General features: G+C 64.7%; 18 protein-coding genes. 7 read left to right on the forward strand and 11 right to left on the reverse strand.

The annotated features are described in order from the left end of the window. A partial coding sequence (locus OKW44_RS18110; protein ID WP_429410951.1) for a potassium transporter Kup occupies positions 1–1,524 on the forward strand: 1,524 nt, incomplete at its 5' end. Between the two features lie 149 nt (positions 1,525–1,673). Here OKW44_RS18110 and OKW44_RS18115 read toward each other — a convergent pair. Then, positions 1,674–4,028: a Tex family protein gene (locus tag OKW44_RS18115; protein ID WP_018417577.1), complete on the reverse strand. Its 2,355-nt coding sequence runs from the start codon at positions 4,026–4,028 to the stop codon at positions 1,674–1,676. A 318-nt stretch (positions 4,029–4,346) separates the two neighbouring features. On the opposite strand from OKW44_RS18115, the gene OKW44_RS18120 reads away from it, so the two are divergent. The 3 genes from OKW44_RS18120 to yoaA all read left to right on the forward strand — a co-directional run bounded on the left by OKW44_RS18120 (position 4,347) and on the right by yoaA (position 7,988). Continuing rightward, complete coding sequence (locus tag OKW44_RS18120; protein WP_018417578.1) at positions 4,347–5,294, forward strand: coiled-coil domain-containing protein; 948 nt, start codon at positions 4,347–4,349, stop codon at positions 5,292–5,294. A gap of 147 nt (positions 5,295–5,441) precedes the next feature. Beyond that, the gene (locus OKW44_RS18125; protein ID WP_013089766.1) at positions 5,442–5,660 is read left to right on the forward strand and encodes a DUF465 domain-containing protein; all 219 of its coding nucleotides are present in this window, start codon (positions 5,442–5,444) and stop codon (positions 5,658–5,660) included. A 63-nt stretch (positions 5,661–5,723) separates the two neighbouring features. After that, complete coding sequence (yoaA, locus tag OKW44_RS18130) at positions 5,724–7,988, forward strand: DNA repair helicase YoaA (protein ID WP_018417579.1); 2,265 nt, start codon at positions 5,724–5,726, stop codon at positions 7,986–7,988. 189 nt (positions 7,989–8,177) lie between these two features. Here the strand turns inward: yoaA and OKW44_RS18135 are convergent, their stop codons facing one another. Both OKW44_RS18135 and OKW44_RS18140 read right to left on the reverse strand, forming a co-directional pair. Then, positions 8,178–8,429, reverse strand: a complete 252-nt coding sequence (locus OKW44_RS18135) for a hypothetical protein (protein ID WP_084753953.1) — start codon at positions 8,427–8,429, stop codon at positions 8,178–8,180. A gap of 231 nt (positions 8,430–8,660) precedes the next feature. Next, positions 8,661–9,914 (reverse strand): cupin domain-containing protein, encoded by a 1,254-nt coding sequence (locus tag OKW44_RS18140; RefSeq protein ID WP_026225302.1) that lies wholly within the window; start codon positions 9,912–9,914, stop codon positions 8,661–8,663. A gap of 32 nt (positions 9,915–9,946) precedes the next feature. Here OKW44_RS18140 and OKW44_RS18145 point away from each other — a divergent pair, with 32 nt between their 5' ends. Then, positions 9,947–10,489, forward strand: coding sequence for an FKBP-type peptidyl-prolyl cis-trans isomerase (locus OKW44_RS18145; protein ID WP_018417582.1), 543 nt, complete (start codon positions 9,947–9,949; stop codon positions 10,487–10,489). Here the strand turns inward: OKW44_RS18145 and OKW44_RS18150 are convergent. From OKW44_RS18150 to OKW44_RS18165, 4 genes are all read right to left on the reverse strand, one after another. Then, a complete protein-coding gene (locus OKW44_RS18150; protein ID WP_026225303.1) occupies positions 10,469–11,896 on the reverse strand; it encodes a hypothetical protein in 1,428 nt (475 codons plus the stop codon). The two genes, OKW44_RS18145 and OKW44_RS18150, sit on opposite strands and share 21 nt — an antisense overlap. After that, positions 11,883–14,570, reverse strand: a complete 2,688-nt coding sequence (gene mutS / locus OKW44_RS18155; RefSeq protein ID WP_018417584.1) for a DNA mismatch repair protein MutS — start codon at positions 14,568–14,570, stop codon at positions 11,883–11,885. Before mutS ends, OKW44_RS18150 begins: the two co-directional genes overlap by 14 nt. A gap of 208 nt (positions 14,571–14,778) precedes the next feature. Beyond that, the gene (gene lplT, locus OKW44_RS18160; protein WP_018417586.1) at positions 14,779–16,077 is read right to left on the reverse strand and encodes a lysophospholipid transporter LplT; all 1,299 of its coding nucleotides are present in this window, start codon (positions 16,075–16,077) and stop codon (positions 14,779–14,781) included. Between the two features lie 213 nt (positions 16,078–16,290). Then, positions 16,291–17,094, reverse strand: a complete 804-nt coding sequence (locus OKW44_RS18165) for an inositol monophosphatase family protein (RefSeq protein WP_018417587.1) — start codon at positions 17,092–17,094, stop codon at positions 16,291–16,293. A gap of 409 nt (positions 17,095–17,503) precedes the next feature. Here OKW44_RS18165 and OKW44_RS18170 point away from each other — a divergent pair, with 409 nt between their 5' ends. Further along, entirely contained in the window at positions 17,504–18,334 is an 831-nt protein-coding gene (locus OKW44_RS18170; protein ID WP_026225304.1) for an RNA methyltransferase, read from the forward strand. Between the two features lie 257 nt (positions 18,335–18,591). Further along, the gene (gene cysE, locus OKW44_RS18175; RefSeq protein ID WP_018417589.1) at positions 18,592–19,428 is read left to right on the forward strand and encodes a serine O-acetyltransferase; all 837 of its coding nucleotides are present in this window, start codon (positions 18,592–18,594) and stop codon (positions 19,426–19,428) included. Positions 19,429–19,481: 53 nt separating this feature from the next. Here the strand turns inward: cysE and OKW44_RS18180 are convergent, their stop codons facing one another. The 4 genes from OKW44_RS18180 to OKW44_RS18195 form a co-directional block, all read right to left on the reverse strand. Next, positions 19,482–20,279, reverse strand: coding sequence for a UDP-2,3-diacylglucosamine diphosphatase (locus OKW44_RS18180; RefSeq protein ID WP_018417590.1), 798 nt, complete (start codon positions 20,277–20,279; stop codon positions 19,482–19,484). A gap of 63 nt (positions 20,280–20,342) precedes the next feature. Next, entirely contained in the window at positions 20,343–20,837 is a 495-nt protein-coding gene (locus OKW44_RS18185) for a peptidylprolyl isomerase (protein ID WP_018417591.1), read from the reverse strand. 138 nt (positions 20,838–20,975) lie between these two features. Further along, on the reverse strand, positions 20,976–21,557 hold the full coding sequence (locus tag OKW44_RS18190; RefSeq protein ID WP_018417592.1) for a peptidylprolyl isomerase: 582 nt from the start codon (positions 21,555–21,557) through the stop codon (positions 20,976–20,978). Positions 21,558–21,607: 50 nt separating this feature from the next. Next, complete coding sequence (locus OKW44_RS18195) at positions 21,608–22,399, reverse strand: tetratricopeptide repeat protein (RefSeq protein ID WP_018417593.1); 792 nt, start codon at positions 22,397–22,399, stop codon at positions 21,608–21,610. Positions 22,400–22,403: the final 4 nt, after the last annotated feature.

Consider the following 22,403-nt stretch of genomic DNA (forward strand, 5'->3'; position numbering starts at 1 on the left):
GCAGTGATCACGCCGGCAATCTCGGTGATCTCGGCGGTCGAAGGTCTCGAAATCGCCGCGCCGCATCTGGCGCATCTGGTGATTCCGCTGACCGTCGTGATCCTGATCGTGCTGTTCTGGATCCAGCGGCACGGCACGGCCACGGTCGGCCGTCTGTTCGGGCCGATCATGACGCTTTGGTTCCTCGTGCTCGCCGTGCTCGGCCTGTGGCACATCATGCAGTCGCCGAATGTGATCCAGGCGCTCAATCCCTACTACGCGTACACGTTCATGGCCGCGCACGTGCTGCAGGCCTACGTGGTGCTCGGCTCGGTCGTGCTGGTGCTGACCGGCGCGGAGGCGCTGTACGCGGACATGGGCCACTTCGGCGCGCAGCCGATCCGCATGGCGTGGTACGTGCTTGTGATGCCTTCGCTCGTGCTGAACTACTTCGGCCAGGGCGCGCTACTGATGCACGACCCAAAGGCGATCGAAAATCCGTTCTTCCTGCTGGCGCCGGACTGGGCGTTGTTGCCGCTCGTCGTGCTTTCGACGGTCGCGACGGTAATCGCGTCGCAGGCGGTGATTTCGGGCGCGTACTCGCTGACGAGCCAGGCGATCCAGCTCGGCTACGTGCCACGCATGAAGGTCCTGCATACGTCCGAACTCGCGATCGGGCAGATCTATGTGCCGGTCGTGAACTGGTTGCTGCTGTTCATCATCCTGTGCATCGTGATCGCGTTCAAGAGTTCCGACAATCTGGCGGCCGCGTACGGTATTGCGGTGACGGCAACGATGGTGATCACGACGATCCTTGCCTGCGTGGTGATGGTGAAGGTGTGGAACTGGAACAAACTGCTCGTTGGGCTCATCATCGGCGTGTTCATGGTGGTCGACCTGGGCTTTTTCGGCGCGAACCTCCTGAAGGTCGAAGAGGGCGGCTGGTTGCCGCTGTGCATCGGCGGCCTGCTGTTCTTCCTGCTGATGACGTGGTTCAAGGGCAGGATGATCGTGAAGGAACGCACGGCCGCCGACGGTATTCCGCTGATGCCGTTCCTGCAAGGCCTGCTCGCGCATCCGCCGCATCGCGTGTCGGGCACTGCGATCTATCTGACCGGCAGCGATTCGCTGGTGCCGGTGAGCCTGCTGCACAATCTGAAACACAACAAGGTGCTGCACGAGCGCACGATCTTTCTGACCTTCGTCACGCGCGACATTCCATACGTGAAGGACGCCGATCGCGTGACCGTGAAGGACATGAACGGTGGGCTGTGGCTGGTGAAGGCAGCCTATGGCTTTAACGAAACGCCCGACGTGAAGGCGGTGCTGCTCGACGTCGGCCGCACGCACGACATGACCTTCGAATTGATGGACACGTCATTCTTCCTCGCGCGCGAAACGGTGGTGCCGACGCAATTGCCGGGCATGTCGGTATGGCGCGAGCGTGTGTTCGCGTGGATGCATCAGAACGCCGCGAAGCCGACCGACTTCTTCAGCATCCCGGCTAACCGGGTCGTGGAACTGGGAACGAAGATCGAGATTTGACGGCCCGCGCGTGACGTGCGAGAGCGCAAACAAAAAGCCCACGCAATGCGTGGGCTTTTTGTTCATGCGTGCGTGCAAGCGGTTGAGCGCGCGACGCAGTCATGTCACGGACCGGAGCGCGTGCGACGACGTGCTCCGGTCCGTGACCCTCACTTCTGCTTGAGCTTCGCAAACGCAGCCGCCATCGCGCCGCCCGGCTCCGGTTCGCGCGAACGTTGCGGCGCGCCGCGTGCCGCTCCGCCGCGATTGAAGCTGCCGCCCGAGCCACCGCGATCCTGCTGCGCACCACCGCTGCTGCGCGCGGCCGCGGCGCCGGGTTCGTCGTCGAGACGCATCGTCAGCGCGATACGCTGACGCTTCACGTCGACTTCGAGCACCTTGACCTTGACGATCTGACCGGCTTTCACGACCTCGTGCGGGTCCTTCACGAATTTCGTCGACATCGCCGACACGTGCACGAGGCCATCCTGATGCACACCGACGTCGATGAACGCGCCGAACGCCGCGACGTTCGTCACGACGCCTTCGAGCACCATGCCCGGGATCAGATCGCTGACCTTCTCGACACCTTCGCGGAACGTCGCGGTCTTGAACTCGGGACGCGGATCGCGGCCCGGCTTCTCGAGTTCGACCAGGATGTCGCGCACGGTTGGAAGACCGAAACGCTCGTCGACGAATTCGGTGGGTGACAGTCCGCGCAACGCGTCGCGATTGCCGAGCACTTCGCCGACCTGCTTACTGATCTTCGCGAGGATGCGCTGGACAACCGGATACGCTTCCGGGTGCACCGACGAACGGTCGAGCGGATTCTCGCCGTTATTGATGCGCAGGAAGCCGGCAGCCTGCTCGAAGGTCTTGTCGCCGAGACGCGGCACCTTGCGTAGATGCTCGCGCGACGGGAACGGCCCGTTCGCATCGCGATAGTCGACGATGTTGCGCGCGAGCGTTGCGTTTAAACCCGACACCCGCGCGAGCAGCGCGACCGACGCGGTGTTCGCATCGACGCCGACCGCGTTCACGCAGTCTTCGACGACCGCGTCGAGCGAGCGCGCGAGTTCGCGCTGGTTCACGTCGTGCTGATACTGGCCGACGCCGATCGCCTTCGGCTCGATCTTCACGAGCTCGGCGAGCGGGTCCTGCAGACGTCGTGCAATCGACACCGCGCCGCGCAGCGACACGTCCATGTCGGGGAATTCCTTCGCGGCGAGTTCGGACGCCGAGTACACCGACGCGCCGGCTTCGGACACGACGATCTTCTGCAGCTTCAGCTCCGGATGACGCGCGATCAGCTCGCTCGCGAGCTTGTCCGTCTCACGCGACGCGGTGCCGTTGCCGATGCTGATCAGCTCGGCCTGCGTCTGCGCGGCGATTCGCGCGAGCTTCGCGAGCGAGCCGTCCCAGTCGCGGCGCGGCTCGTGCGGGTAGATCGTGTCGGTCGCGAGCACCTTGCCGGTGCGGTCGACCACCGCCACCTTCACGCCGGTGCGCAAGCCCGGATCGAGACCGATCACGGCCTTCGGACCAGCCGGCGCCGCGAGCAGCAGGTCTTTCAGATTGCGCGCGAACACGCGGATCGCTTCGTGTTCGGCTTCGTCGCGCAGATTGGTCAGCAGCTCGTTTTCGAGGTGCGGCTGCACCTTCACGCGCCAGCACCAGCGGCACACGTCGGAGAGCCACTTGTCGGCGGGGCGGTTCTGATTGGCGATGCCGAAGTGCCGCGCGATCAGCGCTTCGCCCGGATGCGGCACCTGCGCGTCGAGCTCTTCGCCGAGGCCGAGCTTGATCATCAGCACGCCGGCATTGCGGCCGCGGAACAGCGCGAGCGCGCGATGCGACGGCACCGTGCGGATCGTTTCGGCGTAGTCGTAGTAGTCGCGGAATTTCTCTTCTTCCGCCGTTTCCTTGCCTTCCACGACCTTCGACGACACCACGCCCTGGTTGAACAGATAGTCGCGCAGCTTGCCGAGCAGCTCGGCGGTCTCGCCGAACTGTTCGGAAAGGATGTCGCGTGCGCCGTCGAGCGCGGCCTTCACATCGGCGACGCCTTTGTCCGCGTCCACGTACGCCGCGGCTTCGGCTTGCGGATCGAGCAGCGGATTGCCGAGCAGCGCGTCGGCGAGCGGCTGCAAACCGGCTTCGCGCGCGATCTGCGCGCGCGTGCGGCGCTTCGGTTTGTATGGCAGATAGAGGTCTTCGAGCACCTGTTTGCTGTCGGCGCCTTCGATCGCGCCGCGCAGCTCGTCGGTGAGCTTGCCCTGTTCGTCGATGCTCGCGATGATCGCCGCGCGCCGGTCTTCCAGCTCGCGCAAATAGACCAGGCGTTCCTCGAGATTGCGCAGTTGCGTGTCGTCGAGATTGTCGGTCACTTCCTTGCGATAACGGGCGATGAACGGAACGGTCGCGCCTTCGTCGAGAAGTTCCACCGCGGCCGCGACCTGGCGCGGCTGGACGGACAGTTCGGTGGCGATGCGCTGGACGATCTTGAGTGCTACGGTTTCCGTCATAAGGTCTTGGTGTTCCTGCGGACTCAGTGATGGGCCGCGCGCGGGCGGCAAATCGGACAGGCCGGGCGTGCGCCGCGACCAGGTTGCTAGAGCGGGGCATTTTGCCATAAATGCCAAAGGGCTCAACCGCGGGGTGTTAGAATTTCGGGCATGTTCCGTTGACCCTCTACGACGTTGCCAATCTCCTTGTCCCTCAACCGCCTGGTCTCTTCGCTGGCGTCAGGTTCACTGCCGGGTTCACTGCCGGGTTCGTCTCAATTGCCGCTGGTTTCTTTGCGCTCGTTCGGTCGGTCGGCTTTAACGGCTGCCGCGTCGTGCGTGATCGCCGCAGCGCTCGTCGTGCCGGTGTCGGCCGTGGCGCAAAGCGCGACGCCGGCGCAAGGTACGGCACCCGTCGCGGCCTCGGGCCCGCAAGCCGCCGCAACCGCCGACGGCCCTCAAAGCGCAAGTGACGTAGCCGTGCTGGACAAGTCGTTCGACGAGCGGCAACAGGTGCTCAATCAGCGCACCGACGACAACAACTATCAATTCGCTGTCGCGCAACACAACTGCTACAGCCGCTTCTTCGTCAATCACTGTCTGAACCGCGCGCGCGACGCGATGCGCAGCGTGCAGGCGGACATCCGCAAGGAACAGCTCGCGCTCGACGCCGAGCAGCGTGCGCAGCGCGCCCGTGAACGCGACGAACGCACCGCGTTGCGGCGCGCGCAAAACGAGGCGGAAGCGCCGCAACGTGCCGCCGAAGACGCGCGCAACGAGCAGGCGTATCAGGAAAAGCAGCGTCAACACGCGCTCGATCAGGCGCAGCACAACGCCGAGGCGCCGCAGCGCGAAGCCAATGCGCAGGCCTACGCGGAGAAGCAACGTCAGCACGCGCTCGATCAGGCGCAGCGCAACGCCGCGGCACCGCAGCACGAAGCCAACGCGCAGGCCTACGAGGAGAAGCAGCGCCAGCATGCGCTCGATCAGGCGCAGCGTGGTGTCACGCCTGCGCAGGCGGCGGCCAATCAGAAGGCCTACGACCAGAAGCAGAGCGACTACCAGCGCAAGCTCGAGGAAGCGCGTCGGCAGGGTGCGCAAAAGGCCGCGGAGCGCCAGCAGAAACAGGAGACTTTCGAGCGGAAGCAGGCCGAGGCCGCGCAGCACAAGCTCGATGTTGAAGCACGTCAAAAGCAGGCCGACGAGAAGGCCGAGCAGAAGCGTCAGGACGAGTTGAAGCAGCAACAGCTCGAAGACCAGCAAAAGCAGCAACAAGAGCAACAGTAAGCGTGCTGTAGTGGCTGTGCCGTAGAGTAAGCCGTGGCGGTCGTGGCCAGGCCGCCGTAGTCGCCGTAATGCGTTTTGAGGCGGACAGCAACCTCAGGCATCGGACCGCGCGCACGCGGTTCGTGCCGCCGACCAGAGGAGGCGAGCATGCGTGATCGTCATCACGTCATCGACGCAAACACACTTCGCGATCGCATTCTGCAACTGGAATCGGAGCATAGTGGACTCGACCGGTTGATCGACCGGATGTCGGATGAACCCGGCATCGACGACTTCGAGTTGCAGCGCCTGAAAAAGCGCAAACTTAAAGTGAAGGACACCATCATCTTGCTGCAATTGCAGCTCGAACCGGACGCGCGTGCCTGAGTTCGCGGCCTGGCAGGCGCCGGGCGCGCAGCGCGCGAGCCGGACTTAGCAGGAACGCTTGCCTTGAATTCATCGCATGACACTTCATCCCGGGCCGCGCCGGACAACGCATCTGCTTCGGGCACGCCCGCGCCGCGCGCGGCAGCACCGGTGCCAGGTGTGTCGCTGAATCGGCGCCGCGCGAGCGAGCTCGACGACATCTTCGCCGACAATGGTCTGCTCGCACGGCAGATCGACGGTTATCGGCCGCGTGCGTCGCAGATCGAGATGGCGCGCGCGGTTGCCGCGGCGATGGAGGCGTCGGGCCGCGCGATGCCCGAGCCCGTGATGTTCGAGACGCAGAAGCGCCCGGCGCGGCGCCTGCAGCAGACCGGCGCTGAAGCCGTCTCTGAGTCGACCGGGAGCAACGCACAAGCCGATGGCGTCGACGGTGGTGAGAATACGTTGATCGTAGAGGCGGGTACCGGCACCGGCAAGACCTATGCGTACCTCGTGCCGGCCATGCTGTGGGGCGGCAAGGTGATCGTCTCGACCGGCACCAAGCATCTGCAGGATCAGCTGTTCCAGCGCGACATTCCGACAGTGCGCGACGCGCTCGCGGTGCCGGTGTCGGTCGCGATGCTGAAGGGCCGTGCGAACTACCTGTGCCACTACTACCTGCAACGCACCGCGGACAACGGCCGTCTGCCATCGCGCCAGGAGACCTCGTATCTGCAGGACATCGTGCGCTTCGCGAAGATCACGCGCACGGGCGACAAGGCCGAACTCGCGAGCGTGCCGGAAACGGCGCAGGTGTGGTCGATGGTCACGTCGACGCGCGACAACTGTCTCGGCCAGGAGTGTCCCCACTACAAGGACTGCTTCGTGATGCAGGCGCGCCGCGAAGCGCAGCAGGCCGATATCGTGGTGGTCAACCACCATCTGTTTTTCGCCGACATCATGCTGCGCGATACCGGCATGGCGGAGCTGCTGCCGACTGCGAATACGGTCATCTTCGACGAAGCGCACCAGCTGCCCGAAACCGCGACGCTGTTTTTCGGCGAGACGCTATCGACCGCGCAGTTTCTCGAACTCGCTCGCGATTCGGTGGCCGAGGGCCTCGGTCACGCACGCGATGCGGTCGATTGGGTCAAGCTCGGCGCGACGCTCGAGCGCGCCGCGCGCGACGTGCGGCTCGCGTTCAAGGAAGACTCGGTGCGTCTGTCGATCGGCCAGCTGCCCGACGATCACCCGCTGTTCGCCGCGCTCGAGACGCTCGAGGCCGAACTCGACGCGTTGGCCTCGGCGTTGGCGGGCCAGGCCGAGCGAGCCGAATCGCTCGGCGCGTGTTTGCGTCGCGCGCGCGAGTTGCAGGACGTGCTGAGCGGCTGGACCGCGCCACCCACGAGTGCAGAACGCGACGCGGTTGCGACCCGCGAGGGTGACGCCAGCGCGGAGCGCGCTGACCCGAATGAAAAGGTGCGCTGGATCGAGGTGTTCTCGCACACGGTGCAGCTGCACGAAACGCCGTTGTCGGTCGCGCCGATTTTCGCGAAGCAGCGCGCCGGCGTACCGCGCGCGTGGATCTTCACATCGGCGACGCTGTCGGTGCGCGGCGACTTCACGCACTATGCGGCGCAGATGGGCTTGAACTCGAAGCGCTCGATGACATTGCCGAGCCCATTCGACTATCCATCGCAAGGGCTTCTGTACGTACCGCGCAATCTGCCACAGCCGTCATCGCCGATGTTCACCGACGCCGTGTTCGATGCCGCATTGCCCGCGATCGAAGCCTCGGGCGGCGGCGTCTTCATGCTGTGCACGACGCTGCGCGCGGTGGATCGTATCTCGGCGAAGCTGCGCGACGCGATCGAGTCGCGCGGCTGGGACTATCCGCTACTCGTGCAGGGCGATGCGAGCCGCACCGAACTGCTCGACCGCTTTCGCGCCTACGGCAATGCGATCCTGGTTGGCAGTCAGAGCTTCTGGGAAGGGGTGGACGTGCGCGGCGACGCGCTGTCGCTGGTCGTGATCGACAAGCTGCCGTTTGCGCCGCCGGACGATCCCGTGCTGGCCGCGCGGCTCGACGCACTGACGAAGAAGGGCTTGAGCCCGTTCGCCGTGCATCAGCTGCCGCAGGCCGTCATCACGCTGAAGCAGGGCGCCGGCCGGCTGATTCGCGCGGAGACCGATCGTGGCGTGCTGATGATCTGCGATACACGTCTCGTCGATAAGCCTTATGGCCGCCGCATCTGGCAGAGTCTGCCGCCGTTCAAGCGCACCCGCGAGATCGACGTGGTGCGTGAGTTCTTTGAGGAGAGCGCTGGGCCAGCGGCGCCGGTTCGATAGGGGATGTGTTCCACACATGCGACAAGCTCCGCAGCGGAAAGCGGCCCTGAATGACAAAACGCCACGGATGTGAATCCGTGGCGTTTTTCTTTTCCCGTTTGCGGCTCGCGCCGTTTCCGGCCAGCCTCCAAACGTTTCGTGCGCAGGCGCTGTAGCGGGAGCGCCGCTACAGCGCCGAACCGTTGCGGCTTACTGGCTTGCGCCTGCTGCCGGCGATGCTGCTTCAGCCGGCGATGCTGCCATTGCCGGCGATGCTGCTTCGGCCGGCGATGCTGCTTCGGCCGGCGATGCCGCAACTGCCGGCGATGCTGCTTCAGCAGGCGATGCTGCCGCCGGTGCGGACGCAGCTTCCGACGGTGCAGCAGCCTGATCGTTGCTCTTGTTGCATGCAGCGAGTGCCACAACTGCCAACAGGGATGCTACGAGGAGGGATTTCTTCATGATCACGTCCTTTTATGGTTTAAAGGTAAGCAACAGCGCAAAATAAAACCGGTAATGTGCTCCAACACCGACCTGGGCCGCTGGTGGAGATGCTCTTTTGACGAGCTGGAATCTTCCCTACGGCTTGGGCGGAAATTATATGCACTTTCGTACTGACAGTCGATAAATGCGGGTCAATACGTTGTCTTTCTCATACAAAATTTCACTGTACGGTATAACAGGCGGGCAGAGTTACGCAATCTCGCCTACCTGTATCCAGCCCGCACGATACCACTCGTGTAGCAGTGCTGTCACCGATGAATCGTGCGATAGTGTTACAAAGCGTTTCGCACTCATGCACCGTAGATTTGCGAGTTCAAACAGCCATTTTTTCGCGCCGGTCCACGATATTTCTTCTCCATTTACGAAGAAAAAACGTCGTTCATACAACAGGTTACTCTTGCGATCGAGCCGTAGACCGGATCGGGACGCTGCGCCAATGAAACGGGCTTCGTTGAGCGGCCGTTGCGGCGGATCGAAGACCACACTCGGCTTGGGTTCGCTGAGGTACGTGCCAAGGAACGACGCAATGTCCTGCTCATTCCATCGCACATTAGCAAGCATCGCGCCCACCCGTTCGACGAGCGCCGCGGGCAACTCGGCCGGCTGTTCGACGGCGGCCTGCCGTGGGTCGCGATAAAGGGCGCCCGCCTTGCCGGTGGCCTCTCCCCGCTCGGCCAGGTGGTACAGGAACTGCGTGGTCAGCTCGCTTTCGGAGGGCGCGCGAAAACCGATCGAGCAGGTCATGCATTCGCCCTCGGCGATGCCGTCGTGCGCGATGTGCGGCGGCAGGTACAGCATGTCGCCAGGCTCGAGTACCCATTCACGTTCGTGCTCGAAGTGCTGTAAAACTTTCAATGGCAAGCCCGGCTGCAGAGTCAGATCTTTCTGCGCGCTAATGCGCCAGCGGCGCTTGCCTTTTACTTGCAAAAGAAACACATCGTAGGAATCGAAGTGCGGGCCGACGCCGCCGCCATCGGTCGCATACGAAATCATCAGGTCGTCGAGACGCGCGTCCGGCACGAAACGGAAACGGTCGAGCAACGCGCGCGCGCGGTCGTCGTGCAGGTCCACGCCCTGCACGAGCAGTGTCCATGCGCGCTGTTTTACGGACGGCAGTTCGTCGGGCGCGAACGGGCCGTGCTCCAGCTGCCATTTGTTGCGAAAGTGCGTGATCAGGCGCGCTTCGACGTCGTCCCGATCGGCCAGCTCGAACAACTCGTCGCGCGATAGCGGCGCTTCGATGTCCGGAATCGCTTGACGGATCAGCAGCGGCTTCTTCTGCCAGTAGCGGCGCATGAATTGCGACGGGCTCAGATTGCCGAGAAGTGCGGTCGGAACGTGGGGCGAGGGCGGAAGAATGGGCCGCGTGGCCGGCTTTGCGGCAGACGGCGAATTGCTTGCCGAACCTGCATCGGCCGGGAGGTGAGTGGGCCGCCTGGGCATCGTATAATGTGAGTTGTATTCTGGAGAATCGAATGAAAATCGCAAAGAACACCGTCGTGTCGGTCGCCTACAAACTGTCGGATGCGCAGGGCAATCTGATCGAGGAAAGCGAAGAGCCGATGGTCTATCTTCACGGCGGCTATGATGGCACGTTCCCCAAGATCGAGGAAGAGCTCGACGGCCGCGAGGCTGGCTTCGAGACCCAGATCCAGCTCGAGCCGCAAGACGCGTTCGGCGAATACGATCCTGAGCTTGTGAAGATCGAGCCGCGCGATCGCTTCCCGGAACCGCTCGAAGTCGGCATGCAGTTCGAAGGCACCCCGGAAGATGGCGACGAGGAAATCGATGCGCTGGTGTACGTGGTGACCGACGTCGCGGAAGACAAGGTCGTGCTCGATGGCAATCATCCGCTCGCCGGCATGGCGCTGCGTTTCGCGTTGACCGTCAAAGACGTGCGTCCGGCTACTGAAGACGAAATCCAGCACGAGCACGCGCATGGCGCGGACGGCCTCGAAGTTCTCGACGACGATGAAGACGAGGACGAACAAGACGACTCAAAACCGACCCTGCACTGAGTTTGCGGGCATGCGCGGTGTTGTCGCGGGGGCAGGCGGCACCGATGCGGGCAACGCAGGCGAGGCTGGCAGTATCGACCCCGGCGGCATCGAGATAGCGGGCCCATAGTCGCCGCCGCCTTGGTCGGACGGGATGCGCGGCTGCTGGTCCTGCGACTCTCCAGGCGTCCCCAATACGGGCGGCAATTCCGACGCCGGCCCGAAACCTTCCACATTCGGCATCTCCGGCGCAACCGGCATCGACGCGCCGGATCCGTCGCGCGGCGATGCGGGCGGCAAGACCGGCGGCGTGGTGGGCAGCGGCATCTGCTTCGGCACGTCGCGTACGCTGACTCTGAACGGCGGCTTCCTGCCGAAATCCGCTTCTATCTGAATCCATTGGTTGAGACGATCATGCGGCGCGAGCGCAATCCGCGTGAGGTTCGTCACGACCGTCCCCTTGTCGTTGCGTAGCGGCTGATCGATGACGAAACCGCCGGCCGGCCGGTCGTCGTCTGCATGAATGACGACCACGGGTCCGGGGAAAATCTGCGCGAGCTTGACCAGACTGCGCTTGAATTCTAGAAAGCCGTCGCGGCGCGAGCTATGTGCGAAGTGCAGCCAGGCGAACCGTTCGGGTCGTTCGTAGCGCTCTGGGTCGAAGTCGCCCTGAATGAACACGACGATCGCGCGCGCGTCGCGGCGCTTCGCGTATTCGGCCGCGTGCTCGAGCCAGAATGCGTTGGCGATCACGCGATCTTCGAACTCGCCGTTGCGGCCGCCCGCGCTCAGGTAGTGATTGTTCGGACCCGGCGCGTTCAGGCCGATGAAGACGATGTCGCCGGCTTTGGTGTTCGCTTTGTCGTTCGTTTTTTCGTTGACCACCCAGCGCACGTTTTCACGGAACGTGCGGAAGCGCGACACCTCGCTCTCGCGCGTCAACGCGATCGGGTTCTGCCCCATCGACGTTGGATCGGCGAACAGCGTTTGCCGCAACTGGTCGAGCCGCTCGACCGGATCGAAGCCGCCGGCTTCCGCCGTGCCGCAATCGACCCAGTCATGCTGGCCGGGGATAAAGAAGAGGGCAGTGCGCGAGCTGTCGAGCAGCGCTTGGCGGCGCTCGAACAGCGCGTCGCGGCAAACTTCCTTCGGCCCCTTCAGATTGCCGTCGTAGACGATGAAGCGCACGTCGCGCTCGCGGCCCATCGCCTCGAGCAGCCGTTGCGTGGCGGCTTCGTCGGCGGGGCTGTGCATCGTGCCGGAAATCACCGCGAACGCGAAGCGCGAGGCCTCGGCGTGCGCCGGCGCGGTCCATGCGCACACTGCCGCGAGCACGACGATGCCGCCTGCCGGTGCGAGCACGTGGCGCAGCGCCGCGCGAAGCCCGCACGGGCGCGGCTGGTGTCTCGGCGTGTCAGTGGTCCGCATCCGGCGCGACGGCCAGTTCATGCAGTTCGTACAGCAGATCGAGCGCTTCGCGCGGCCGCAGATCGTTCGGATCGATGCCGCGCAGACGCTCGACGAGTGTCTGCATCGCAGGCGACGCAGGCGTTGCGTCGCTCGCCGCCTCGTGGTCGTCGTCGGCGTCTTCGGCGAGCATGGCAGGCTGCGTCGCGAACAAATCGAGTTGCGGCGCGGGCTGCGCGGCCGATTGCTGCTCCAGATGCGCGAGATGCTTGCGTGCCGCGCGGATCACCGCGTTCGGCACGCCGGCGAGTTGCGCGACCTGCAGACCGTAGCTCTGATTGGCGGGCCCTTCGTTGACCGCGTGCAGGAACACGATGCCGTGCCCATGCTCGACCGCCGACAGATGCACGTTGGCCGCGTGCGGAAACTCTGCGGGTAGTTGCGTCAGCTCGAAATAGTGCGTCGCGAACAGCGTGTAGCAGCCGTTGTGGGCGAGCAGGTGGCGCGCGATCGCCCACGCGAGCGCGAGGCCGTCGAACGTCGACGTGCCGCGGCCGATCTCGTCCATCAGCACGAGGCTTTGCGGTGTCGCGTCGTTGAGGATCGCGGCGGCTTCGGTCATCTCCACCATGAAGGTCGAGCGGCCGCCGGCGAGGTCGTCGGCCGCGCCGATGCGCGTGAAGATGCGGTCGATCGGTCCGAAGGCTGCGCGCCGCGCTGGTACATAGCTGCCTACGTAAGCGAGCAGCGCGATCAGCGCGGTCTGGCGCATGAAAGTCGACTTACCGCCCATGTTCGGACCGGTGATCAACAGCAGCTTGCGCTCGGTCGCGAGTGAGCAATCGTTGGCGATGAACTGCTCGACCTGCGCCTCGACCACCGGATGACGACCCTGCTCGATGTCGATACCCGCGTTCGCCGAGAACGTCGGCGCAACCCAGTCGAGCGCGCGAGCGCGTTCGCCGAGCGCGGCCAGCAGATCGAGTTCGGCGAGCGCGAGCGCAACGCGCTGACAGTCGGGAATGAACGGCAGCAACGATTGCAACAACGCGTCGTACAGTGCGCGTTCGCGCGCGAGCGCGCGTTCCTGCGCGGACAGCGCTTTGTCCTCGAAGGTCTTCAGCTCGGGCGTGATGTAGCGCTCGGCATTCTTCAGCGTTTGCCGACGGCGATAGTCGTCCGGCACCTTGTCGGTCTGGCCGCGCGTGACTTCGATATAGAAGCCGTGCACCTTGTTGTACTCGACGCGCAGATTGCCGATGCCGGTGCGCGCGCGTTCGCGTGTTTCGAGATCGATCAGGAACTGTCCGCAGTTCTCCGAAATATCGCGCAGTTCGTCGAGCTCGGCGTCATAACCACGCGCGATGATGCCGCCGTCGCGCACCATCGCGGCCGGCTCTTGCGCGACCGCGAGCTTCAGCAAATCGACGCACGCGTGCGGCGGTTCGAGCGCCGCGTCGATGCGCGCGAGCGAATCCGCGTCCGATGCCACCGCCGCGAGCTGCGCGCGCAATGCAGGTAGCGCGATGAAGGTATCGCGCAGGCTCGACAGATCGCGCGGCCGCGCCGACAGCAGCGCGAGACGTCCGGTGATCCGTTCGATGTCCGAAATCTGCCGCAATGCGCCGCGCAATGTATCGAGATCGGCGCCCGGCGGCGCGTCGAGCAACGCGCCGATCGCCTGCTGACGCGCCTGAGCCACCGCCGATTCGCGCGGCGGATGATGGAGCCAGTGCCGCAGCAGGCGGCTGCCCATCGTCGTGCAGCAGGTGTCGAGCAGCGAGCACAGCGTCGGCGATTCGGTGCCGCGCAGCGTCTCCGTGAGTTCGAGGTTGCGGCGCGTGGCCGGATCGAGGCCGATGTATTCGGATTCGTATTCGACCTTCAGGCTGCGCACATGACGCAGTTGCTGGCCTTGCGTGGACGCCGCATACAGCAGCAACGCGCCGGCCGCGCCGCACGCGCAGCCGAGCGAATGCGCGCCGAAGCCGTCGAGGCTAGCGACTTCGAGCTGGTCGCACAGGCGCTTCGTGCCCGAGGTGATATCGAAGTGCCAGGCCGGTACACGCTTGAGCGCGCTGGCGTTGACAGGCGGTGTCCAACTGGTCGAATCGGCGGTGGCGTCGGCGACCAGAATTTCCGCGGGACGGATACGCTCCAGAGCGGCGGCGACCTGATCGGGCGCGACTTCGGCGAGGCGCAGCGCGCCGCTCGCGAGATTGAGCCACGCGAGACCGACACTCGTGGCGACACCGCGGCGATTGTGCGCGACGCCCAGCGCGAGCAGATAGACGTCGCTCTTGTCGGACAGCAGCGCGGCGTCGGTCAGCGTGCCGGGCGTAACCACGCGCATGACCTTGCGCTCGACCGGGCCTTTCGAGGTCGCCGGGTCGCCGATCTGTTCGCAGATCGCGACCGATTCGCCGAGCTTCACGAGCCTGGCCAGATACTGTTCGACAGCGTGATGCGGCACGCCGGCCATCTTGATCGGATTGCCCGCCGACGCGCCGCGCTGCGTGAGCGTCAGGTCGAGCAGGCGCGCGGCTTTTTCCGCATCGTCGAAAAAGAGTTCGTAGAAGTCGCCCATCCGGTAGAACACCAGCGTGCCCGGATGCTCCGCCTTGATGCGCAGGTACTGCTGCATCATCGGCGTGTGTTGTGCGACGTCGTTGGCCGCTGCGGTTTGAATACCCATCCTTCGTGTCTTCTTGCGGTAGATGCTCAGGGCGTGAGTTTAACCCGCCGGCGCGGCGAGCGGACCCTGGCCGAACGGACGATGCCAAACCCGAGAGCCGAATGGCAGCATGACTGCTTCGATCGAAGCGTGCGTTTCACGCGGTCGCGGCGCGTTGCGCACGTCGAGCCGCGCCTCGTGCTGTCATTATTGGAGCTCTGTGATGCATTCATTCCTCGATCATCGCCCGCATGTCCACGCTGCGTTCGTTCGCGGCGCTGCGGCGCTTCGCGAGCCACATCATCAGCGTGACGAAGCTGCCGAACACGACGATGATCCACTGCGCGGGCATCTTCGCCGTGAGCAGCAGCGCGTATGCCCCGAGCATCAGCAGCACCGCGAGGTTCTGGTTGAAATTTTGCACGGCGATCGAGTGACCGGCCGACAGCAGCGTCGCGCCGCGATGCTGCAGGATCGCGTTCATCGGCACGATGAAAAAGCCCGACAGCGCGCCGAGCACGATCATCAGCGGATAGGCCAGCAGAATGTAGTAGGGCGCGACGTGCGTGCCAAAGCGCAGGCCCGCGCCCGCCGGGAACAAGTCCTTGTTGTAGAAGGCCATCGCGATCGCCACCGCGCCCGTCAGCACGCCGACCGGCAAAACCTTCAGCGAGCGGCGCAGCGGAATCAGCGCGGCCGCGCCCGCCGCGCCGATTGCGATGCCGAAGCCGGTCACGCCTTGCATCACCGCCGCCTTTGACAACGACAGCCCGAGGTTCACGTTCGCCCATTTGAGCACCAGCAGCTGCATCGTCACGGCGGCGCCCCACATCAGCGTGGTCACCCACAGCGCGATCTGCGCGAGCTTGTCGGCCCACAGCACCCGGAAGCAGTGATGGAAGTCGCCGACCAGCTTATTCGGCTCGGTTAGCCGGTTCGGATAGCGCGCGCCAGTGTCTGGAATGAAGATGTTGATCGCGGCGGCGATCGCGTAGGTGAGCATGACCGCGCCCATCGCGAGATCGGCGGCCGAGCGGATCAGCGGCATATGCGCACGCGTGACGAAATGCTCGACGACGGTGCTGATCAGCGCACCGCCGAGCATCGTGCCGGCGATCGTCGACAGCACCGTCGCCGATTCGAGCCACGCATTCGCCTGCACGAGCTTTTCGGCGGGCAGCAACTCGGTGAGGATGCCGTACTTGGCGGGCGAATACGCGGCTGCGCCGAAGCCGACCACGCCGTAGGCGATCATCGGATGAACGCCGAGGATCATCATCAGGCAGCCGCTCGCTTTCAGCGCGTTGGAGATGAACATCACGTGGCGCTTCTGCATCGAATCGGCGAACGCGCCGACGAACGGCGCGAGCAGCACGTACGAGATCGTGAAAAAAATCTGCAGCAGCGGCGTAACCCACGCGGCCGAGCGCATCACGGAAAGCAGGGCGATGGCGGCGATCAACAGCGCATTGTCGGCCAGCGACGAAATGAACTGTGCCGCGATGATCGTATGGAAGCCTTTTTTCATGGGGCAGATTGGAGGCTGCGCCCGGGGCGAAAGTCGGGCAGGGTCAAAGCGGCATGGAGCAGGGAACGGTCCCGGCGGAGTACCGCCCCGAATTACTTTCCGCTTTTTAGCACGACGCCCCACACACTGGAGCGCCGCCAACAGAAAAGCGGCCGAAGCCGCTTTTCTCTGCAATCGTTATGCGTTGCCGCGGACCGGCCGCGGCGGCGCACCTTACGCCGACTGCTGACGCGTGCGGCTGTAGCGCGACAGGATCGGAATCATCTGCGCGTAGACCTTCGGGTTGCCCGCGACGACTTCGCCGACGTGCAGGAACTCCGAATCACCGGTGTAGTTGCCGACCAGGCCGCCGGCTTCGGTGATCAGCAGGCTGCCCGCCGCGACGTCCCATGCGTTCAGGCCCTGCTCGAAGAAGCCGTCCATGTGGCCGGCCGCGACGTTGGCGAGATCGAGCGCGGCGGCGCCCGGACGGCGCAGGCCGGCGCAGGCTTCGGTCATCTCGGCGAACTGATGGCCGTACGATTCGAGGCTGTCCTGCGCGCGGAACGGAAAGCCGGTGCCGATCAGGCAGTCGGCCAGGCGGTCGCGCTTGGCGACGCGGATGCGGCGATCGTTGAGAAACGCGCCACGGCCGCGCGATGCGGTGAACAGATCGTTGCGGGTCGGATCGTAGACGACGGCCTGCGTGACGACACCCTTGTGCGCGAGCGCGATCGACACGCAGTAGTAAGGGAAGCCGTGGATGAAGTTGGTGGTGCCGTCGAGTGGATCGATGATCCACTGGTATTCGGAATCGTGGTCCGACTTGCCCGACTCTTCGGCGAGGATGGCGTGGTCGGGATAGGCGGTCTTCAGCGTATCGATGATTGCCGCTTCAGACGCTTTGTCGACCTCCGTGACGAAATCGTTGTGCTGCTTTTTGCTGACCTGAATCAGGTCGAGATCGAGCGATGCGCGGTTGATGATCTGAGCTGCGCGGCGCGCGGCCTTCACAGCGATATTGAGCATGGGATGCATAAACTGATCCTTGTGCCGGGGCAGCACGGCTGCCGGCCGGTAAATAAGCGCGAAACTGCGCTGACGGGCGCCGCAACGACGCAAAAACAGCACGGAACGGCAGACCGGCTATCAAACCGGAGAGCATTCCGTCGACGGAGACGAATTGAATAAGAACGGTGCGACCGGTTCGACGGAAGCTTCAGCAAACGTCGGCGCCGGACGCGAGAAGCGGTATTTTACCTGAGTCCGGGCGCCCTCGCGCCGGTGCTCGCTCACGTGCGGCTGATGTACCGCGTAGGCGGCCGCCGGTGCCGGTCATATGCTGCGCCCTCGTCCGCGCGCGTGAGTCGCGCGTGCGCCTGATTCGGCATAGGTGCCCGTTGGCGCTACCATACGCGTCTTGAGTCCTAGCCATTCGAGTTTCATCGTGGATCACACCCACCATTCCTCCGACCCCGCCGTGGCCGATTTGCGCGGCGGCTTCACGTCGACGCGTTTCGTGCTGGTCGAGCCCAGCCATCCGGGCAATGTCGGCGCCGCGGCGCGCGCGCTGAAAACCATGGGCTTTTCGCGGCTAGTGCTCGTGTCGCCACGCGTGCCGAACGTGCAGAACGACCCCGAGGCGATCGCGATGGCGAGCGGCGCCGATGACGTACTCGCCTCCGTGCACGTGGTGCCGTCGCTCGCCGATGCACTGACTGGCGTGCACTGGTCGATTGCGCTGACCGCGCGGCTGCGCGAATACGGTCCGCCGCAATGGACGCCGCGTGCGGCTGCCGCCGCCGCGCACGCAGAGGCGATGCACGGCGAGATCGCGCTGGTGTTCGGCAACGAGCGCACGGGCTTGTCGAACGAGGACGTCGAGCGATGCAGCGCGATCGCGCATATTCCGGCCAATCCGGCCTATAGCTCGCTCAATCTCGCGCAGGCGGTGCAGGTGCTCGCCTACGAGCTACGCACCGCGTACCTCGGCGCCGACGAAGCGAGCGACGGCGCACCCACCGCGGGAGCACACGCGGCGCTGGCCGAACCCGCCGCTCCACGCGCGCAGATGGCGGCCAGCGACGAGATCGAGAGCATGTTCGCGCATCTGGAAAGCGCACTGGTCGCGCTCGAGTTTCTCGATCCGGCCAATCCGAAGAAGCTGATGTCACGGCTGCGGCGGCTCTTCGCGCGCTCGGGCCTCGAGCGCGAGGAGGTCAACATCATGCGCGGCATCGCCAAGCACATCCTGCTCAAGACCAGGCGGACCGACTGACGGTCCGTCGACCAGCCCGTGACGGCGCACCTGATGCGCCGCCTTCGTCTGACGACAACCTTGCAGGTGACGGGGACTTCCGGCAGGTTTCGCGCAATCGCCCTACAATCCACGAAACGTTAGAAGCAAAGCTGCCGCCGTGCTAAGCGGCAGCGATGCCGCTACCTATGGCGCGAAATGCAGTGTCCCGCGCACGCGCAAACCGCGCGGATCCGCTCACGCAGACGGATTTTTCCCCCAACAATACAGTCCCTGCCATGTTCACGAGACTTCGCGAAGATATCGCCACCATCCGCGAGCGCGATCCCGCCGCCCGCAGCGCATGGGAAGTGCTCACGTGTTATCCGGGGCTGCACGCGCTCGTGCTGCATCGGATCGCTCACGCGTGCTGGCGCGCGAAGCGCCGCTGGCTCGCGCGTTTCGTGTCCCAGATGGCGCGCTTCATGACCGGCATCGAGATTCATCCGGGCGCGACCGTCGGGCGGCGCGTGTTTATCGATCACGGCATGGGCGTCGTGATCGGCGAGACCGCGCAGATCGGCGACGACTGCACGATCTACCAGGGTGTGACGCTCGGTGGCACGTCGCTCACGCGCGGCGCGAAGCGGCATCCGACGCTCGAGCGTGGTGTGATCGTCGGTGCGGGCGCGAAGGTGCTCGGCGGCTTCACCGTCGGCGCGGACGCGAAGATCGGATCGAACGCGGTCGTGACGAAGCCGGTGCCCGCGCGTGGCACGGCGGTCGGCAATCCGGCGCGGATCATCGTGCCGGCCGCGGCGGCTGCGAACGGTGCGAACGGTGGGAACCCGAATGCGAACAACGCCGCGCGTGACGCGAAGCGCGGCAGCGAAATCAGCGCGTTTTGCGCATACGGCATCACGCCCAACGCGGACGATCCGGTTTCGCTCGCGATTCACGGTCTGATCGACCATGCGGCGACTCAGGCGCGACGTATCGATGAAATCGTCGATGCGCTCGAGCGGCTCGGCACGAGCCTCGAAGGGCTGCAAGGCGCGGATGCGGCGTTGCTCGATTTGCGGCGGCTATCGGCGGCGATCGCGGGGAAGGTGGAGGGGCTGGCGGCGGAGCGCTAGATATCGGCGCCTCGGCGTCTCCGCAGCGCGAAGCGCACGCCGTACCCAGGAAGTCAATCCAGCGGCAACGCTCGAATCCCGTCGGCATCGATCTTCAGATAGCCGCCCCGGCGCTCGCCGTGATCGAGATCCCAGTCGGGCAGAACCCAGCGCGTGCCGCCCGGCTCGCGATGCCGCGCGGGCAGATGGGTATGCCCATGAATGATCGTCGCGGTCTTCGATTTCCTGAACAGCGCGGCGACACCTTGCGGGGTCACGTCATACTTGATCGGCACCGGCCGCGTGCGGCCATGTTCGCTCTTCGAGCGCATGTTCTCGGCGAGCTTGCGACGCCAACGAAATGGCCACGCGAGAAACAGGATCTGCGCGAGTCGATTGCGCGCGAAACACCTGAACAACTGATAGCCGCGATCCGCGGTGCACAGACCATCGCCATGGGCGAGTGCAATGCGCGTGCCGAACGCGGTAATCACGAACGGATCGGGCAGCCAGATCGCGCCGGCCGCTTTCATGAAGCGCTTGCCCAGCAGAAAGTCGCGATTGCCGTGCATGATGTAGAGCGCGATGCCGCGCTCGGATAGCGTGTGCAGCAGCGCCGCAATATGGGCGACGAACGGCTCGCTCAGCATGTCGTCGCCGACCCAGTACTCGAACAGGTCGCCGAGGATGAACACCGAGTCGGCCGCTTCCGCGCTCACGCGGATGAAATGCTCGAACGCGGCCACCGTGCGCGGAATCGCCCCGCTCAGATGCAGATCGGAGAGGAAGAAAAAAGGGCGCGCGGCGTGCGGGCGTTGGCCTTCGCCTGGGACGCCCGCGGCGACGCTTCGCAGCGGCGTCTCTTGCAGCATTGAAGGTGCCTGATTTCAGTTCAAACGAGTCGACGCCCGGATGAGGCGCGACTCACTCACGGCTTAGCCGACGACGACAGCTTTTTCGATCACGACGTCATCGACCGGCACGTCCTGATGGAAGCCCTTCGAACCGGTCTTGACCTTCTTGATCTTCTCGACCACGTCCATGCCTTCGACGACCTTGCCGAACACCGCGTAGCCCCAGCCTTGCGGCGTCGGCGACGAGTGGTTCAGGAAGTCGTTGTCGTTCACGTTGATGAAGAATTGCGCGGTCGCCGAATGAGGGTCGTTGGTACGCGCCATCGCGATCGAGCCGTTCTCGTTCTTCAGACCGTTGTTCGCCTCGTTGGTGATCGGCTCGGCCGTCGGCTTCTGCTTCATGCCGGGTTCGAAGCCGCCGCCCTGGATCATGAAGCCGTCGATCACGCGGTGAAACACCGTGTTGTCGTAGTGGCCGGCCTTCACGTAGTTCAGGAAGTTCTCGACTGACTTCGGCGCCTTTTCGGGGTTCAGCTCGAGTTTGATGACGCCGTGGTTCGTATGCAGTTCAATCATGATGGAATCCTTTGATGAACAGGTGGATAAAAGGCGCGGCGCGTCGTCATGTGCTGACGACCGGCCGCGCCGGGGCGTTGGTTGGGGCCGGGCTTCGGCCGCGCGGGTTCGCTTGCTCGTTCGCTCGCTGGTTCGTTTTTACTTGCTCACCACCGTCGCCGACTGGATCACGACCGGCTTCTGCGGCACATCGCTCATCGGGCCGCGCGTGGTGGTGGGCGTGGCTTCGATGCGTTTCACGACGTCCATGCCGCTCGTGACCTTGCCGAATACCGCGTAGCCGTTGCCGTCCGGATTCGGGTAGTCGAGATTGGCATTGTCCACCGTGTTGATGAAGAATTGCGCGGTGGCCGAATTCGGGTCGCTGGTGCGCGCCATCGCGATCGTGCCAGCGGTGTTCTTCAGACCGGTGCGGCTCTCGAGCGGAATCGGCGCGCGCGTCGGCTTCTCGACGAAGCTCTGCGTATAGCCGCCGCCCTGGATCATGAAGCCCGGAATCACGCGATGGAAGATCGTGCCGCTATATTGGCCGGCTTTCACGTAGTCGAGGAAATTGGCGACCGTCTTTGGCGCTTTCTCGGGATACAGCTCGACGCGGATGTCACCCTCCGACGTCTTCAGCAGCACGGAAGGATGAACGGCCTGCGAACCGGACTGCGCAAAGGCGGGTGCGTTTGCGATCAGGGCGGCGCTGCCGAGCGCCAACATCAACCATTTCATGAAAGTCCTCGGGGTTGGAGAAAAGTTGCGGCAGGCACCGAGCCCGGCGCTCAGCGCGACGGCGCCATGTACGGCGGCATGGCGAGCGAGCCATTCGGGCCGCCGAACTGGAAGCTCGGACTGTCCGTGATGTTCGACGTGGGGTGCGCGGCGGGCACGGCCGTCTGCTCGGCGGCAGGCTGCGACGCCGCGGCAGCGGGCGTTGCCGGCGACACGACCTTCTGGATATCCGCGAGACGCTGCGCGGTCCTCGGGCTCGCCTTGCCGAGGCTCTCCGCGCGACGGTACGCGGCATCGGCGAGGCGCAGATAGAGGTCGCCGAGGTTCTCGAACGCGAGGCCGTAGTTCGGATTCACCTTGGTGGCCATCTCGAGCGCCGCGCGCGCTTCGGTCAGGCGGCCTTGTCTCGCGAAGAGTGTGGCGAGGTTGTTGTACGGCTCGGGCAACTCGGGATACAGCTGCGTGAGTTCGGTGAACGCTGTGATCGCTTCGTCGTCGCGATTCAGATGCACGAGCACGTTTGCGCGTTTGAACTTCGCTTGTGCGTCGCGCGGATTCGCGGCGACGCGCGCATCGAGTTGGGTCAGCGCGGCTTGCCAGTTTTTCTGTGCGATCGACGCGTCGATTTCCGGCGTATTGTCACGCACGGCGGGGCCTTGCGGCATCACCGCGGCTTTCTGCGCATAAGCGCTGGCGACCGGCACCGCGGCAAGCGCGGCAACGACGGTGACGCGCCACGCGAGGGCACGCGCCGCTTCGAAAGTAACGCCACCGACAACGTTGCCAAACGCAGTCGCGGCGAGGGTCGCAGCGCTGCGCGCGCGGCCGCTGGAGTGTTTCATAGGC

The sequence above is a fragment of the Paraburkholderia lebeckiae genome (genome assembly GCF_050436325.1).
GTDB lineage: Bacteria > Pseudomonadota > Gammaproteobacteria > Burkholderiales > Burkholderiaceae > Paraburkholderia > Paraburkholderia tuberum.

Coding starts and splice junctions, on each gene's coding strand:
- OKW44_RS18115 (WP_018417577.1), bottom strand. CDS start 4,028: ATGACGGAAACCGTAGCACTCAAGATCGTCCAGCGCATCGCCACCGAA.
- OKW44_RS18125 (WP_013089766.1), top strand. CDS start 5,442: ATGCGTGATCGTCATCACGTCATCGACGCAAACACACTTCGCGATCGC.
- OKW44_RS18135 (WP_084753953.1), bottom strand. CDS start 8,429: ATGAAGAAATCCCTCCTCGTAGCATCCCTGTTGGCAGTTGTGGCACTC.
- OKW44_RS18140 (WP_026225302.1), bottom strand. CDS start 9,914: ATGCCCAGGCGGCCCACTCACCTCCCGGCCGATGCAGGTTCGGCAAGC.
- OKW44_RS18145 (WP_018417582.1), top strand. CDS start 9,947: ATGAAAATCGCAAAGAACACCGTCGTGTCGGTCGCCTACAAACTGTCG.
- OKW44_RS18150 (WP_026225303.1), bottom strand. CDS start 11,896: ATGCGGACCACTGACACGCCGAGACACCAGCCGCGCCCGTGCGGGCTT.
- mutS (WP_018417584.1), bottom strand. CDS start 14,570: ATGGGTATTCAAACCGCAGCGGCCAACGACGTCGCACAACACACGCCG.
- lplT (WP_018417586.1), bottom strand. CDS start 16,077: ATGAAAAAAGGCTTCCATACGATCATCGCGGCACAGTTCATTTCGTCG.
- OKW44_RS18165 (WP_018417587.1), bottom strand. CDS start 17,094: ATGCATCCCATGCTCAATATCGCTGTGAAGGCCGCGCGCCGCGCAGCT.
- cysE (WP_018417589.1), top strand. CDS start 18,592: ATGTTCACGAGACTTCGCGAAGATATCGCCACCATCCGCGAGCGCGAT.
- OKW44_RS18180 (WP_018417590.1), bottom strand. CDS start 20,279: ATGCTGCAAGAGACGCCGCTGCGAAGCGTCGCCGCGGGCGTCCCAGGC.
- OKW44_RS18185 (WP_018417591.1), bottom strand. CDS start 20,837: ATGATTGAACTGCATACGAACCACGGCGTCATCAAACTCGAGCTGAAC.
- OKW44_RS18190 (WP_018417592.1), bottom strand. CDS start 21,557: ATGAAATGGTTGATGTTGGCGCTCGGCAGCGCCGCCCTGATCGCAAAC.
- OKW44_RS18195 (WP_018417593.1), bottom strand. CDS start 22,399: ATGAAACACTCCAGCGGCCGCGCGCGCAGCGCTGCGACCCTCGCCGCG.